Annotated in this window: 14 protein-coding genes; 10 read left to right on the top strand and 4 right to left on the bottom strand. The window is 58.6% G+C overall.

Annotated elements, in window-relative coordinates; translation table 11 throughout:
• Positions 1-28: 28 nt before the first annotated feature.
• Complete coding sequence (locus RJ527_08165) at positions 29-1,480, top strand: hypothetical protein (protein ID WND77708.1); 1,452 nt, start codon at positions 29-31, stop codon at positions 1,478-1,480.
• Here RJ527_08165 and RJ527_08160 read toward each other — a convergent pair.
• Together RJ527_08160 and RJ527_08155 are read right to left on the bottom strand one after the other, a co-directional pair.
• Positions 1,477-2,493, bottom strand: coding sequence for a radical SAM protein (locus tag RJ527_08160; protein WND77707.1), 1,017 nt, complete (start codon positions 2,491-2,493; stop codon positions 1,477-1,479). The genes RJ527_08165 and RJ527_08160 overlap by 4 nt on opposite strands.
• Positions 2,494-2,673: 180 nt before the next feature.
• Positions 2,674-4,233, bottom strand: a complete 1,560-nt coding sequence (locus RJ527_08155; protein WND77706.1) for a hypothetical protein — start codon at positions 4,231-4,233, stop codon at positions 2,674-2,676.
• 251 nt (positions 4,234-4,484) lie between these two features.
• Between RJ527_08155 and asnB the strand changes: the two genes are divergently transcribed.
• Positions 4,485-6,368, top strand: a complete 1,884-nt coding sequence (asnB, locus tag RJ527_08150; GenBank protein WND77705.1) for an asparagine synthase (glutamine-hydrolyzing) — start codon at positions 4,485-4,487, stop codon at positions 6,366-6,368.
• Positions 6,369-6,416: 48 nt separating this feature from the next.
• Complete coding sequence (locus RJ527_08145; protein ID WND77704.1) at positions 6,417-7,280, top strand: glycosyltransferase family 2 protein; 864 nt, start codon at positions 6,417-6,419, stop codon at positions 7,278-7,280.
• A 20-nt stretch (positions 7,281-7,300) separates the two neighbouring features.
• Here the strand turns inward: RJ527_08145 and RJ527_08140 are convergent, their stop codons facing one another.
• Both RJ527_08140 and RJ527_08135 read right to left on the bottom strand, forming a co-directional pair.
• A complete protein-coding gene (locus tag RJ527_08140; GenBank protein ID WND77703.1) occupies positions 7,301-8,314 on the bottom strand; it encodes a glycosyltransferase in 1,014 nt (337 codons plus the stop codon).
• Entirely contained in the window at positions 8,311-9,402 is a 1,092-nt protein-coding gene (locus RJ527_08135; protein WND77702.1) for a radical SAM protein, read from the bottom strand. The genes RJ527_08140 and RJ527_08135 overlap by 4 nt, the downstream gene beginning before the upstream one ends.
• Before the next feature lie 108 nt (positions 9,403-9,510).
• On the opposite strand from RJ527_08135, the gene RJ527_08130 reads away from it, so the two are divergent.
• The 7 genes from RJ527_08130 (at position 9,511) to RJ527_08100 (ending at position 15,812) form a co-directional block, all read left to right on the top strand.
• Entirely contained in the window at positions 9,511-9,903 is a 393-nt protein-coding gene (locus tag RJ527_08130) for a hypothetical protein (protein ID WND77701.1), read from the top strand.
• Entirely contained in the window at positions 9,864-11,486 is a 1,623-nt protein-coding gene (locus tag RJ527_08125) for a radical SAM protein (protein ID WND77700.1), read from the top strand. The genes RJ527_08130 and RJ527_08125 overlap by 40 nt, the downstream gene beginning before the upstream one ends.
• Before the next feature lie 110 nt (positions 11,487-11,596).
• Complete coding sequence (locus RJ527_08120; GenBank protein ID WND77699.1) at positions 11,597-12,265, top strand: winged helix-turn-helix transcriptional regulator; 669 nt, start codon at positions 11,597-11,599, stop codon at positions 12,263-12,265.
• A complete protein-coding gene (locus RJ527_08115; protein ID WND77698.1) occupies positions 12,262-12,753 on the top strand; it encodes a transcription termination/antitermination NusG family protein in 492 nt (163 codons plus the stop codon). The genes RJ527_08120 and RJ527_08115 overlap by 4 nt, the downstream gene beginning before the upstream one ends.
• Before the next feature lie 80 nt (positions 12,754-12,833).
• A complete protein-coding gene (locus RJ527_08110; GenBank protein WND77697.1) occupies positions 12,834-13,595 on the top strand; it encodes an acylneuraminate cytidylyltransferase family protein in 762 nt (253 codons plus the stop codon).
• Entirely contained in the window at positions 13,592-14,602 is a 1,011-nt protein-coding gene (locus tag RJ527_08105; protein WND77696.1) for an NAD-dependent 4,6-dehydratase LegB, read from the top strand. The genes RJ527_08110 and RJ527_08105 overlap by 4 nt, the downstream gene beginning before the upstream one ends.
• The gene (locus RJ527_08100) at positions 14,595-15,812 is read left to right on the top strand and encodes a LegC family aminotransferase (protein WND77695.1); all 1,218 of its coding nucleotides are present in this window, start codon (positions 14,595-14,597) and stop codon (positions 15,810-15,812) included. The genes RJ527_08105 and RJ527_08100 overlap by 8 nt, the downstream gene beginning before the upstream one ends.
• The last annotated feature ends 2 nt before the right edge of the window (positions 15,813-15,814 follow it).

Genomic DNA, 15,814 nt, shown 5'->3' with positions numbered 1-15,814 from the left:
CAAAAGGATCAGGCCAAGGAGGACCTGCGTGGCGGCCCAGAACGACCAGACATCGATCGCCGCGATTGAACGGCACGTCGGCCGCATCACCATCCTGATCATGGCGGGATGGGCCGTGTTCATGCTGATCGTCAAATTCCGTCTGGCCCACCACGGCCTGGCGACGGACGACCTCTACAATTACGCCAACGCCCTCTACAACACCAATTTCTGGGACAAATGGCTGTACAATGCACGGTACGCGGCAGGCCGTGGCCTGCCGTCCCTGGCGTTCGACCATTGGCAGCCGACGACCCTCGTTCTATGGCCCGTCGTGCGTCTGTTCGGCCCCCATTCCCTTCTCGTGATCCAGGCTCTGGCACCGGTCTGGGCCTGCCTGTTCCTTGTCAAAATCGGCCGCCATCTCGGGCTAAGCGCATTCGACCGCCTGTTCACGGTGATCATCTGCCTGTTCAGCCCCTACATGATGCTGGCGGTAATGGATTCCATCGAAGGGTTCCACGCCACCAGCCTGCTGCTCGTGTTCGGTGCACCCCTCGCCTGGGCGGCTGTGATGGGAAGGTGGAAACTGGCCCTCGTGCTGTTGTTGTTCTTTCTCAACGTGCGCGAGAACGCAGCACTTTATGTTTTGGGCGCGGTGGTCGGCCATTGGACTCTGGGCAACGGATACTTCGACGGGCGCTGGCGCGCACTCGCCGCCCTGCTGATCGCGGCCCTGGTTTTCTGGATCGGCATCAAGGGGGCCCCGATGCTGGCCGGGGTCGACAATTTCCACTTCAGCAAGGCCGGGCACGCGGTCGGCACGTCGGAAATCCTCAAGTTCAATATCTCGGCCATCGACAGGGATTGGGCTGCCTACCTGCTCGGTCTATGGCCGGCGATATTCGCCCCCGGCGCGCTGATCACCGTGTTGCCGGAAACGATCGTGCTCCTGGTCGCCGACAAGAAGATCGTCAACTGGTACGGTATGTCCCTGGTGTTCGCAGGGGCCCTGGCGGCGACATACGGCGTCGCCTGGATTCGCCGCCGGCTGCCCGCCGGCATCTGGGGCCGGGCGCTGACAGCCTTGTTCGCGGTGCACTTGGCGGCGCTGGCGATTACCAGTCCAATCAACGTCTGGGGAAAGTCCAAGGTTCTGATCGAACGCTACGGCTATTCGGTCCCGGCCGCGTCCCTTGCCGCGGCACGCGCCGCGATCGACCTGCGGTGCGGCACTTCGGTGTTCTTCCAGGCGATGAAAGACTTCGGCGATCTGCCGTACCTTTTGTACCCGCATCCCAATCAGGCCGCGAAGGCGCGCTATATCGTCGTCAGTAAGCGTGCACACCTAGGATTGGAACATAACCGCCTGCAGCGGGACCACACGTCGACCCACGCCAGAGAGCTCGTCCGCATACATGAAGATTCATATCTGATTGTTTTCGAACAGCCCGCCGCGCCCTGCGCACAGCCGAAATTCGTTACAAAATCGAAACACTAGCGTCCGCAGTCGTTGCGGCAGAAGTCGGTGTTTTTCTTATAGAGATCATCGAACAGAGGTTCGTTGCGCTCGTAAATCTCCAAAAAATCTTCCGTTAAGATGTTGCCATCCAGCCGATTCTTGGAGCAAGTGACTTCGACCGTTCCATCCGGTTCGACGCGGATGTTGTCGAGAGAGCGGTTGCACACCCCTAATGGCTTGTTGGACCGGTCATTGTTGAACTCATTCGAAACCAGCCGATCACCAAGAATTTCCCGAAGCTGGCGGACGACGCCGAAGAACCGGTCCTTGTCCATCCGATGGAACGGATTGACCGTGTTCCGCATACGCGGCAACAGGTGCCAGAACCAGAACGTGTCGAACAGATCACCGTATTCGCGGGCGAAGATAACGGCCTCGTCGGCGTTCTCCTCGAACGCCGTCCAATTGATGTTGACGAGAGGCTTGGAAACTCCACGCGCCTCCTTCAAATTCTTCAGCTTGCGAAGGTTCTCCAGAACACGCGCCAGATCGTTGACTTCCCTAATTTTTTCATAGGTCTCCGGGAGCGCGGCATCGATCGAGACGGCCATTCTGTTCAGACCGCAATCGACCATCGCTTCCATCATCTCTTCCGTCAGGAAAGCGCCGTTCGAAACGAAATGGAGGAACGGGATGTCGTAGCTCGCCGCGACACGGATGAATTCTGCGAGGTTCTTGTTCATGGTCGGCTCCCAGGCACAAGACAGAGCGACCGTATGGGAGTACGGGAACAAATTTGCCGCCGCCTTCTTGAAGTCGTCGAGGGACATCAGTTGCGTTCGATGCCCTGTCAGATCAAGGGTATAGCAATACTGGCACCGGTGGTTGCACGCCGTAACGGTATCGACCCGCGTCGAGAGGAAGCGTTCGCCGTTTCGCCGCTTCTTCATGAGCTGCTCGTGCTCGAACGGCGCCACCACGAAATGCTTGGCCCGTGATAGGGCCAAATAGGTGTCGTAAGGGAGAACCTTGCGTGCTAGCTGCTTCAACATGGCTTAAATTCTTCAGCCCCTACGTTATTCTTTCAGGAACAGAGCAATGGAGATGGGCATATATGGGGCGGCACACGACCCTACAAGAGATTTCTGATTTCCCCAACACCGGACAACCGGAGAAACGTTCCACAATCCGCGTGTCGAGCACGCCTGCCCGGAACTCAGGACGCCTCCGTCTTAAAGTATCGCCGAATCCTCGTGGCGCGACGGCCTGGCTTGAGGGTGCACAGCCGACACAAGGGCATCGACCAGACGAAGATTGATCAGCCATACAACACCGGGAAGAAAGACAGCGGGCGCGTCTAAGTAACGATCATATATGTATACAATCGCGAGCGTTAAACCAACGACCGCCGCAGGCAGTCCGATGCCGAGAATCACGATGACCCGCTCCCCATCGTTCAGGGGACCAAAAAGCGCTCTGCGATATATTGGCATGCGGCTTGGCGAAGCCACTAAAACCACGACGCCGGTCACCAGCAACAGCGTTAGCAGTCCGGCCCCCCAGCGAAATGAGCGGTTGTTGAGCAGATAGGACATGGTCTCCTCGGCCGCAATCACTGATTCGCCGGCGAGCCACCGGACATACAGCCCTCGTTCATGCGCCAAAACCGCGTTGTTGTACCGGCCGAGGATTCGGTCAAAGAACACCGCTGACCGGCCGGTCTCGGGAGAAAAAATTTTGTCATGGAGCCATCTATCTCCACCCCAAGACCACGGCGCTGGATCACCAATCATTGCAGTCGGCGGCGGCGGGTGACGCACGCTTGATCCGGAAGACGGCCACGGCTCGTAAATTCCGCCCGTGTCTGCACGGGGCAGCAGCCCTGTGCCGAACTCATACGCCGCCAGGGTTGCAGTGTGGTACCACGGGCCATAACAGAAATGCTCCAGGCGGACGCTCTCCATCCAATCGTCTGCCGGACGCGATTTTATATTCTCGTCGGCGGCCAGATTGCACGGCTCTTGAAGACGCGCCCGTCTGTCCAGAATCGTCTTCGCAATCGCCCGGACCTCCGGATCAAAGCCGGGCAGATGGTCGTTCTTGAGATATGCCGTCGCATGACCGGATAACAAGAGCTGGCCCATGCCCGACAATCCGATATGACCTGTCAGCATATACCTGGCCCCAATGAACAGGCCGAGGGGCAGCGTAAGGGCAATACAAACGGCCGCGATTCCCCTTTTGTCCAGGGAGGCCGGCCGCATCACCATCCAAGCGACTGCGAGACAAGGCAAGATCGGCAGAAATGACGGCCTAGTGAGCACGACCATCAAGGCCAACAAGCCCATGACGGTAATGGAGAACGGGTCGCCGCGGCGTCGAGCCGTGAACAATGCAGCCGTCGTCGCGACAGCCAACGTTGCCGCCGTCCCATCGGAACATAAGTAAGGCGCAGCCATGATCGCAGGCCCCGACAAAAACATTGGCGCGCAGAGGACAAAGCCGTACAGCGGTCGGAGGCCATAATTTGTCAGGCTGAAATACAGCCAAATGACGGACAAGGACCATAGCGTGACTTGAAATGTCGGCCAGTATCCAAAGTGCGGAAAGACGGCCTCATAGAGTTCGACCACAAGGGGGAACCCAGGCGCGCGAATCCCGGACAGGGCGGATCTCAAGTCGTCGAAGCGATAGAAGATATACCCGTACTCATCACCGCATCTTCTCAACGTCATCAAGGATTGTGCGTGGAAAATGCGGGCAAGAGCGATCAGACACAACGAAGCGGCCAAGGCCTTGGCTCCCCAGGATTGATCCAGGCGCCTGTAGGCAGACGCCAGTTCCGCAGCTGTTTGCGTCAAGTTATCCATTGATTTGCCAATCAATTAGGCCGATGCCGACAAGGTAGTCCCGCGCTTGCGAAAAGCGCTAGATACCGGCACAAGTCTATACACAATTAACCAAAGGGTATGAAAGCGCCATGTGTGGAATTTGCGGCTGGATATCTTGGGGCCGTCCTCCCGACCCCGCGATCGTGTCCTCGATGACCGACCGCTTGAAGCATCGTGGTCCAGACGCCGGGAACGTCGTCCGATCAGGCGGCGCCGCGCTCGGCCACCGGCGCCTGGCGGTAATTGACACCGGCGCTCAAGCCAATCAACCGATGGCCGACTCAACCGGGCGGCATTGGATTGTGTACAATGGAGAGACTTATAACTTTAAGACCTTACGCGGGGAACTAGAGGCAAAAGGCATCCGTTTCAAAACACGGAGCGACACAGAAGTAGTTGTTGAAGCCTACAAAGTGTGGGGCCCCGACTGCGTAAATCGCTTCAATGGGATGTTTGCGCTCGCAATCTGGGATTCGCAGGAGAGGACGCTTTTCCTCGCACGTGATCGCCTCGGGAAAAAGCCCTTGTTCTGGTCGAGAACAACGTCCGGCGATATCGTGTTTGCCTCAGAAATCAAATCTCTTCGCGCCCATCCCTCGATACCCCTGAACCTGAATCCAGCCGCCGTCGGACAGTATTTGTCTTTAAACTATGTCTTGGGCGGGACCCCTATTTTTTCCGGGGTCAATTCCCTGGATCCCGGCACCTTTATTCTCACTGACGGATCAGCCGAGCCTGTTCCAGTGTCTTATTGGAACCTTGCGCAGGCGTTTCGGAATAAGCGGGTCTTTAAATCGGAAAACCACGCGGCAGAAGAGTTGCAGGCACTCATCGATGACGCGGTGGCCTGCCGGTTGGTCAGCGATGTTCCGGTCGGGGTTTTTCTCAGCGGCGGAATCGACTCGGCCGCAATCGCAGCGTCGATACGGCTCAGATGCTTAGACGATTGCCCTCATGCATTCAGTATCGGTTTCAAAGAAAAATCCTATGACGAGTCAGAAGATGCGCGCGCCATGGCGGCGCATCTGAACATCCCTCATCACGAGCAGACAGCGGACTTGGACCTGGCGGAAATGCTTCCACGTATGGTGTATTTTGCAGATTCACCATTTGCGGATTCTTCGTTCTTTCCCACCTACCGCCTTGCTGAGTTTGCACGCGAGCAGGTGACGGTTGCCCTGTCTGGAGATGGTGGCGACGAACTTTTTTGCGGCTACGAAACCTATGGAGCCGACCGCATCCGTGCATGCGTGGGTAAGTTTCCGGATTTCGCCATCAAGTATGCATCCGGCATTATTGATCGCTATCTTCCCGTTTCCTTCAATAAGGTAAGCTTCGACTACAAGCTCCGGAAGTTCCTGCGCGGCGTGACGCTGGAGCCCGATACGGCACATTATTTTTGGCGGACGATATTTGAACCTGAAGGAAAGAGAAGGCTGCTTCGACGGGAGCGGCTCCCTGACACTTTGGAGGATGGACTGGGATCGTTCCTGAACCATGCCGCCGCTGTCGCGGATTGCGACCTTCTTGACCGGGCAATGTATGTCGACATCAAAACATGGCTGGCAGATGATATTCTTTTGAAGCTCGACAGAACGACGATGGCACATTCACTGGAAGCGCGCACGCCGCTGTTGGATTATCGTGTCGTCGAGTTTGCCGCCTCGCTTCCGACCGAACTCAAGCTTAAGTACATGACGAAGAAATACCTGCTGAAGAAAAGCCAACGTGGCCGCATACCAGCCGCGGTCCTTCGCCGCAAGAAAAGGGGATTTGGGGCGCCCGTTTCGCACTGGCTGCGAGGTCCGTTGCGCCGACTCGCAGAGGAGGCCACCCGCGACAGAGTTCTCGATGACTGGTTTAAACCAAGTGCCGTCGACAAACTGTGGTCCGATCATGATTCCAAGCGAGAGGACAATGGGTTGAAACTGATGGGCATGACGAACTTCAGCATTTGGCTCGATCAAACCCGAAATGACACTCTATTTCCGGCGTCGCAGCCTGCGGCACCGACGAAAATCGTGACGAATCCTTAGGCCTAACGCCGAAGCTACATCATCGTCACGGCAAGAAGGGAGCCCGATTTGGTCTCAATCATAATCCCGGCCTTCAATGAGGAAGGCGCTATTGCCGACACGGTCAGACGTGTTCGCGATACATTGCAGAACAAGAACGTAGCGCCGATCGAAATAATCGTTGTCGATGATGGTTCCTCCGACCGAACCGGAGACCTTGCACATTCGGCGGGCGCCCGCGTCATCAGAAATCCTCACAACGTCGGCTACGGTCGCTCGCTTAAAATTGGAATCACCCACGCGACGAATGACACCATCGTCATTACCGACGCGGACGGCACCTACCCGATCGAGGAGATTCCAGCTCTCCTGGAACATTTCAACGGGGGCTTCGACATGGTCGTCGGCGCGCGGCGCGGGACACATTATCGGGGCTCAGCCATCAAGTGGCCAATGCGGATCTTGCTTCGTTTCCTCGTTGAATGGTGTGCCGGGCGAAGTATTCCTGACATTAATTCCGGGCTAAGGGTGTTTTCCCGCAAGACGGCGATGCCGTTCTTCGGTCAGCTCTGTGACACCTTCAGCTTCACGACTTCTTTGACGCTGGCCTACATGATGACGTCCAAATTCGTCGACTACTTGCCGATTGATTATCATGAGCGGATGGGGACGACGAAAGTACGGCTCTGGCGGGATTCCCTACGCACGATGCAATACATCGTTCAAGCGATTCTTTATTACGATCCGCTCAAGATTTTCACGCTGATGACCATTTTTTGTTTCGTAATTGCCGGCGTCAGCGTCGGCATTGGCGTGACGTTCAAGCTTTTAACCGGTTTCATGATGGGGGTTGGCGCGCTGATCGCGGGAATACTTGTTTTCGGTTTGGGCCTGCTCGCTGACCTGTTGCGCCAGATCATGGCCAAATCTTGAATGCGGTCACCGGCCTTACGCTATCTGTCATTCCGGTATATGTTGGACGGGTCTCGGAAAAGCCCGATCAAGCGGCAAAGCGTGCCGATCCCAGGCACGACATTTCCCAGAAAAAGGGCAATGGCCACTCCCGGTATGTCCTGGGCCTTTCCGGCATTTCGGATCGCCTCGACGAGAATGACAATGGCGTAAATCGTCATAATGGCGAGCCAGAACTGCCCGTATACCGGCCAGAATACGCCAAGAAATCCGGTCGCCATGAACAATACGAATGCGGCGGGCAAGCACAAAAAGATGAAATCAAGATTTTGCCGGCGCCGGACAAGGCTGGGCACACTGGTTCCATAAGTCAGACGTTGGGCGATAAAGTTGATCAGATTACGGGCCTTATGGAACACAAGGACGTCCGGCGTGTAGAGGATTTCTCCCCCCGCACTCCGTAGCCGGGCGCAGAATTCCATGTCTTCCCCGGTTATCAACGCCTCGTCCATGCCGCCCAGTTCCAGATAACGGTCTCGGCGGACGATGAGATTGCAGGACGGCAGATCATCCACGCGGCGCGCGGGCTCTACCCTTTTTCGATAGGTCCACTTGCCGCTGACTAGCGGGCTTTTAAGGGCAGCGCCCACAAAGCGCTCGCCAGGGGGCCTGTCCATCGGCGAAAGGTTGGGGCCGCCGACAGCCCAGATGCCCGCATCCCTCTCGAGATGCACGACGGCGTTTGATGCCCAGTCCTTCTCTGGATAAGCGTCACTGTCGATCAACGCTAAGAACGGGAGGGCCGACAACCGGGCAGCCGCGTTCCGCTTTGCTGCAATCGTCACCTTGCCTGTGACCTCGACCTTGACGCCCGGCAGATCGACGACGTTACGTTGGGTGTCGGGGACATCGGACAGAACGATGATTTCCACTCCCGGAAAAAGGGTGGAGCACGTCTGCACGCATCGCCGCGTCAACGAATCGACTTCGACGCAAGGGACAATGATCGTCGCCTTAAGATGCTCCTGACCTGCCACAGACTCCGCCCCGGTCACCAATACTTACCCAGGGCCGCCGCGATCAGGGCAGGTTGGTAGCGGGCGTTACCGAGTACATTAAAACTCCAGGCGCATTCGTATGTGCAATTGCACTTGCTTTTCTTAATCCAAGCCGCCAGCGCCTTTGCGTCGCTGCTCTGCCATATCTTCTGAAAATCGTAATTGTGGTCGCGAAGATTTCCGAGGTCGTCGTTCAACACTTCGCAAGGCCGCACTCGCCCGTTCGCTTCGATTACGCCGAACAACGTACCCGCGTGGCACGGACTTACATATCTAGGCTCAACATAAGTATCCGAGATCAACTTGTTGACGATTACATTCTTTTTATTCATCAACCGCCCTTGTAGGGTGTCGACATCATACCCTTCCAGGCACCCGCTTCGGAGGTCCGCCTGAATACGTGTTGTCAGGTTCGCATACGCATCCGCGATCGATTCTTTCCGATCCCTGGGGATTCGGTACACGCCTTCGTCCCTAACAATCGTTGCCGTGAGCGCCTTGACTGCCCGCTTCTCGACCAAATACTCGTATAGCGGCATCACGATCTCATGGTTTTCATGGGAAACCGTAATGGCGATATTCACCATTGCGGCACCGCCAAGGGCGACCAAACCGTGATACGATTCCATGCACTTATCGAATAAGCCGTCGATCTTCCGTATCCGGTCATGTTCCTCAGGAAAGGAATCGATCGACAACGAAAAAATGACTTTCCGATCAGGAAATTCTTCCGACAATGCCCGCGCGAAAGGCACCATCCGGTCCGGCAGGCTGCCGTTCGACGTAATGAAAATCGAACGAATATCGGTGTTCCTGAAATAAATCCGGGCGATTTCGAGCAATTCTTTCCGCGCGAACGGCTCGCCGCCCGTCAAGTTCACATTCTGCAGGCTGGGGCCCAGGGTTCGCGTAAACTGATCGATCTCTTCAATCGTCAATTCTCCCCGGAACGTTTCGGGATCGTCGAAGTCAATAAAGCAGAACGAACACCGGGCATTGCAGCGATTGGTTACAAAATGCACCAAGCTGACCGGATTACGACGGGTCAAATGGACGTTAGAAAGAAGCGCTGCGCTTTTGTACATGTTTCCCCGCGCATCCAGAGCCGTAACGAGCACCCCAACGGAAGCCCGGTATCCGCCACAAGAGAGCCGTCGACGTCATGTCACTCTTCGACTATCGGGGGACAACGGATGGCCATCGACGTCGGCACGCGTTTACGTCAAGATCCTCGGCGGGTTGATAACACAGAGCACAATGAAGGCCAAGGATTTCACCTCTTTGGATATGACCGTCCGGCGCCCTCGACCCGCTCCGCCTCCCTGTGGCAAGAGTATAGCTGGCGTCGCGCCGACCTAAATGCAATGGGATTTTTCACCTTTGGTCACGCGCCGGCAACCTTGAACAATCAAGGTAGAAACCATATGTTGAGGCAGGCCAAAATGATTATGCCCAAGTTTCAGGTGCTAATGTATGTTGGGTCGGCCGTTAGCCTGGAACAAGTGCACCTCTATTTGTCACCAGATCAGCGTCAGGACGAAATTTCATGTACGTCCCTTCCAGTGAAACGACGACGTGCCCTATAAAGATACCGACATTCGAAGAAATTACCGGCGCGCCCTCCGGCCAGTCCTTTCATGAGTCTCGCGTAGCGCGTTACAAGAGGTTTCCGAAACAGTCACCAAAGATCCTCCTGTTAGAACCTTTCTACCCCCCGGAAGCGGCGTGGGGCAGCGTCAAGGTAGAACAGGGGTATCTGCCCCCACTGGGGACGATTTCCATTTACCGTTGGCTGCGCCACATGGGCCACGACGTCGACTTTATCGACACCCAGTTCGGCGACATGACGGAGTCCGACTTGCGCGGGCAGCTGAGCGACAAGCAGTATAATTTTGTCGGAATGCCGCTGTTCACACCAACGGCGACCCACGTGTTCAACACGGCTCGACTTGTCCGCGGGGTCCTGCCTGACGCCGTAATCGCGTATGGAGGCGTTCACGCCACCGCAAACTCCGTCTTGTCGATGGAGGAATCCCCTGAATGCGATTTCTGCATTCGGCGGGAGGGTGAAGGGACCATCGTCGAACTGATCGATGCCCTGTGCCGAGGCATGACAACGTTCGAGCATATCGAAGGCCTGACTTGGCGCGCCGACGCCAAGACCGTCGTCAAAAACCCCGACCGCACGCTTTTGCCCGATTTGGACGACCTGCCCGTCGGAATGTTCGGAGACCTTGATCTGGCACAGTACGTCCCCCATCCGACGCAGTACATCCGCTTGCCCAATTATCCGGTGGTCATGCAACGCGGCTGTCCCTATCCTTGCAGTTTTTGCGAGGCACATGTGGCGCTGGGCAAGAAGTTGCGGCTGCTGTCACCTGAAAGGGTGATCGAGGAACTGAAGATCCTGAAATACGAAAAAGGCGCGCGCGGCGTCTATTTCCAGGACTCGACCTTCACCATCAACCGCAAGTACATCACCCAGGTTTTCGAGATGATGATCAAAGAGGGCCTCAACGACCTCCTTTGGTCATGCACGACGCGGACCGATCGCGTCGATCCGGACCTACTTGCCCTGATGCACGAGGCGGGCTGCCGGAATATTCTTTACGGTATCGAATCCGCCAATGAATCGTCGCTTCAGGTCATCAAGAAGGGGATCACCGCCGAACGGCAGGCGGAAGCTGTCGGATGGACCCACAAAGCCAAGATCACGATGACCAATTCGTACATCCTGTGTCTGCCCGGCGAAACTGAAGAGATGGTGCACAACACCATCAAGTACGCGAAACAACTCGCCGCGCAGATGAGCCTTTTCTACCTACCTGTGCCCTATCCGGCGACCGATTTGTACGCTGCCTGCCAGAAGGACGGCGGCATTCGGCAGCACAAAGATTGGAGCGAATTCCTGTCGATTGACTTTGACGATCCGATCTACGTCAACCCGCTGATCGGCAAGGAACGTATGCAGTACTGGTACAAGCGGGCGTTCATGGAATATTACAGTTCTCCCCGCGTGTGGGCGAGCAACCTGCGGGCCCTGATGTGGAACGGTGGCGTGAACCGCTATCTTCGAGGCGTCAATGCCCTGCGCGCGCTTGTCATGCACCGCAGCGGCAACATCTTCCGCCAAGCATATCACAATGCAAGGCCGCCGGCTGCCTCTTAGCCTCTAAAATCATTATCTTTTTCGATGCACGGGCCTACCGTGCCGACCGTTGGCCGACTTGACGTTCATGTTGTGAACATTGTATGTTCAAGGAATGAACAGAGGGGCCCATGGCAACCGGAAAATTTGACGCCCAGAACCGCAGCCAAATGGCGGAGACGACCCTGGATCTGCTGGACGCGGTCGCGGAGAACGAAGCCATCTCGCAACGCGGTCTGGCCGAACGCCTGGGCGTCGCCCTGGGCCTGACCAATGCCGTCCTCAAGCGATGCGTGAAGAAGGGCCTGCTGAAGATTCGCCAGGTTCCCGCCAGGCGCTACGCCTACTACCTGACGCCGCAGGGCTTCGCGGAAAAGAGCCGGTTGACCGCCGAGTATCTCAGCCACTCCTTGCAGTTCTACCGCACGGCGCGCCAGGAGTACGCCGATATCTTCCGCTATTGCGCGACCCGGGGTTGGAACCGAGTGGTCGTCGTCGGCGCCACGGACCTCGCCGAGATCGCCACCCTCGCGGCCGCGGGAACCGGCGTGGCGATCGTCGGCATCCTCGACCCCGGCCGCAACGAAGCCCTGTTTTGCGACCTGCCGATCTATCAGAAACTCGACGACATCCCGTCGTCCCGGCGCCCCAACGCCGTGATCATCGCCGATCTGGCCGATCCGCAGCTGGTCTTCGACGGACTTTCCGCCGTGCTGCCGGAAGGTCGCGTGTTGACGCCGAAGTTCATGCGGGTCACGGGCGCCTCGACACAACCTCTCGCGGGAGCGAACGACATATGAAGTGGTACGTCGTCTACACCCAGGCCGGCAAGGAACAGGTCGCCGTCCAGAACCTAACCAAGCAGGGCTTCACCACCTACCTGCCGCGCTATCGCAAGCGCTGCCGGCACGCGCGCCGCGTCTACGACGTCATGACGCCGCTGTTCCCGCGTTATCTGTTCGTGCGCATGAACCCGGCACTGCAGCGCTGGCGGTCAATCAACGGCACCATCGGCGTCAGCTACCTGCTCAGTGATGGCCCCGACCCGATCGCCATCCCAGACGAGATCATTGACGCAATCCACGATCAGGAACGGGACGGCATCGTCCAAGTCGCACCGCCGCCCTTCACCAAAGGGCAGAAAATCTGCGTCACGGACGGCCCGTTCGCGGAGATCGAAGGCCTGTTCGAATGCGTCGACGACGAACACCGCGTCGTCCTTCTACTGGAATTCATGGGCCGCGTCGTACGCACCCACCTGCCCGGCCACGCCGTCACGGCGGCCTGATTTCGGCGGCCCCGCAGCCGCTGGCCGCACCCGACCATTACCGCAGTCCGGGCGAACCGCTTCACCCGGACTGCGGTAGCATGTCCGAGCGGAACCTTCAGCATTCCGCAACGAACCAGACGCCCCAGATGATCGATGGAAAAACCTGTCTCGGCGTGATCGTCGGCCGCGGTGGCTCCAAGGGCCTGCCGGGCAAGAACGTTGCGGATCTGGCCGGTCGGCCCCTGGTTGCCTGGAGCGTCTCGGCGGCACTGGAGTCGGTCCATCTTGACCACACCATCCTGTCATCCGACGACGACGCCATCATCGCCGCAGCCAACGATGCAGGCTGCGACGTGCCGTTCCGCCGCCCGAGCGAACTGGCCACGGACACGGCACCGGTCGCCGACGCGATGATCCATGCCTTGGACCATTTGGACGGCAATTTCGACTACGTCGTTTTGCTGCCCGCCACATCGCCGTTGCGCACGGGCGCGGACATCGATGCCTGCATTGAAGCCTGCCACACCGGCGCAGATTGCGCCGTGACGGTCTGCGAAAGCGCAAAGCCCGTCGAATGGGCATGCCGCCTGGGACCAGATGGACGCCTCACACCCGTGATTCCCGGTGACGGCCTGCTCACCCGACGTCAGGACATCGCGCCCACCTACCTGCCGAACGGCGCGGTCTATGTCGTCCGCACGGATTGGTTCCGCCAGCATCGTGCATTCTACAGCCAAAATCTCGTCGCCTGCGTAATGCCGGACGAACGATCCATCGATATCGACACCGAACTGGACTTGATGACGGCCCGCCTGTTGGCCGAAAGGCAGGCGGCAGCGCGGAAAAGAAAAATTCCATGACTTCATCACCGAAACGCATTCTGGTTACCGGTGCCGACGGATTCATCGGCTCCCACCTGACCGAGGCCCTTGTTCGGCGTGGGCACGATGTGCGCGCGTTCGTCTATTACAACTCGTTTAACTCTTGGGGCTGGCTTGATCACGCGGCTTCGGACGTGCGCGAAAGCGTCGACGTGTTCGCGGGCGACGTGCGCGACGCCCACGGGGTTCGCGAGGCCATGAAGGGCCGAGACGTTGTCCTGCACCTTGCGGCGTTGATCGCCATTCCCTACTCCTACCATTCACCGGCGACCTACGTGGAGACCAACATCCAGGGGACCCTCAACGTGTTGCAGGCCGCCGCCGACAAGGGGGCGACCCACGTGGTTCACACCTCGACAAGCGAGGTCTACGGGACGGCCCGGTTCGTTCCCATCACCGAGGATCACCCACTGCAGGGCCAATCACCCTATTCGGCGACGAAGATCGCCGCCGACCAGATGGCGCTTGCGTTCCATCGATCCTTTGAAACGCCGGTCGCGGTGATCCGCCCATTCAACACCTACGGGCCTCGGCAGTCGGCCCGTGCCGTCCTGCCGACGATCATCATTCAAGCCCTCGCCGGTCAGACGCGGCTTCAACTCGGTGCACTACATCCGACGCGGGACTTCTCTTTTGTCGCCGACACAGTCCGGGCCTTCGTGATGCTGGCCGAGACCGGCCGCGGCGTGGGCGAGGTGATCAACATCGGTAGCAATTTCGAAATCTCGATCGGCGACGCGGTCGACGTCATTGCCGCAGCCACCGGCGTGGCACTCGAGTCGGAAACCGACGACCAGCGCCTGCGTCCGGATAAGAGCGAAGTGGAACGCCTGTGGGCCGACAACTCCAAGGCGCGCGAGGTGCTCGGTTGGACGCCCAAGTACGGTGGCTTGGAAGGCTTCAAGCGGGGCATCGCGGAAACCATCGAATGGTTCCGCATGTCCGGCCATCTGACGCGCTATAAGGCCGACCGATACAATGTCTAACGGCGCCCTCGCTGCAGCAGCGCGGCCGGGCGCCGCGGCCGCCGAAGCGGCCCGCCGCCTGACGGCATTCCTGCGGGATGACCTGGGGTGCCATGGCACCGTCGCCCTGCACGAACCATCCTTCGAAGGAAACGAATGGACTTATGTGAAGGACTGTCTGGACACCGGCTGGGTGTCCTCGGCAGGGACCTACGTGGAACGCATCGAATGCCTGACCGCCGACATCTGCGGCGCCGCGCACGGCGTCGCCGTGGTCAACGGAACAGCGGGTCTGCACGCAGCCCTGCTGGCGGTCGGCGTCGGACCCGGCGACGCGGTTGTCTGCCCAGCGCTCACCTTCATCGCCACCGCCAATGCAATCAGCTACTGCGGAGCAGTCCCCCTGTTCGCCGACATCGAGACTGAAACCGGCGGGCTCGACCCGCAAGCGCTGGCCCGGCTGCTGAGGAACGAATGTACGCAGGGCCCCGACGGCGTGGTGCACAAGGCGAGCAGACGACGCATCGCGGCGTTGCTGCCCGTCCACCTGTTCGGTCACCCGGCCGACATGACGGCGCTGTGCGCCCTTGCCGATGAGTTCGCTCTGCCTGTCGTCGAGGACGCCGCCGAGGCGCTCGGCAGCCGGCGCGGCGACCGCGGCTGTGGCAGCCTGAGCACGGTCGGCGTCATCAGCTTCAACGGCAACAAGACGGTGACCACGGGCGGCGGCGGCATGATCGTGACGAACGACGAGGCGCTGGCGGCGCGACTCAAGCATCTGACGACGACGGCACGCGTTGCCGACCGCTGGTGGTTCGATCACGATGCGGTGGGATTCAACTACCGCATGCCGAACATCAACGCCGCGTTGGGCTGCGCGCAATTGGAACTGCTGCCCACCTTCGTCGCACGCAAGCGCGACCTAGCCGCGCGCTATTCGTATTTGTTTGACGGAGTCGGCGGCGTCACCTTATTCGCCGAACCTACCGGCTGCACCAGCAACTTCTGGCTCAACGCGCTGATGTTCGAAGACGCCGCAACGCGGGACAGGTTTCTCACCCTGACCAACGACGCAGACATCCAGACACGGCCCTGCTGGCGCTTGATCCCCGACACAGCAGCCTATCAGGACGCGCCCCGCGCGGGCGACCTGCCGATTGCCCGTGCATTCGTCGAACGGATCGTCAACATCCCGAGCGGCCCGCGCCTGCTGCGCGGCGACAAGGACTGAGT

Source organism: Thalassospiraceae bacterium LMO-SO8 (assembly GCA_031655335.1).
Taxonomy (GTDB): Bacteria; Pseudomonadota; Alphaproteobacteria; order Rhodospirillales; family Casp-alpha2; genus UBA1479.
Note: the sequence above shows the minus strand (reverse complement) of the source record. Positions and strands in the feature narration are given on the sequence as shown.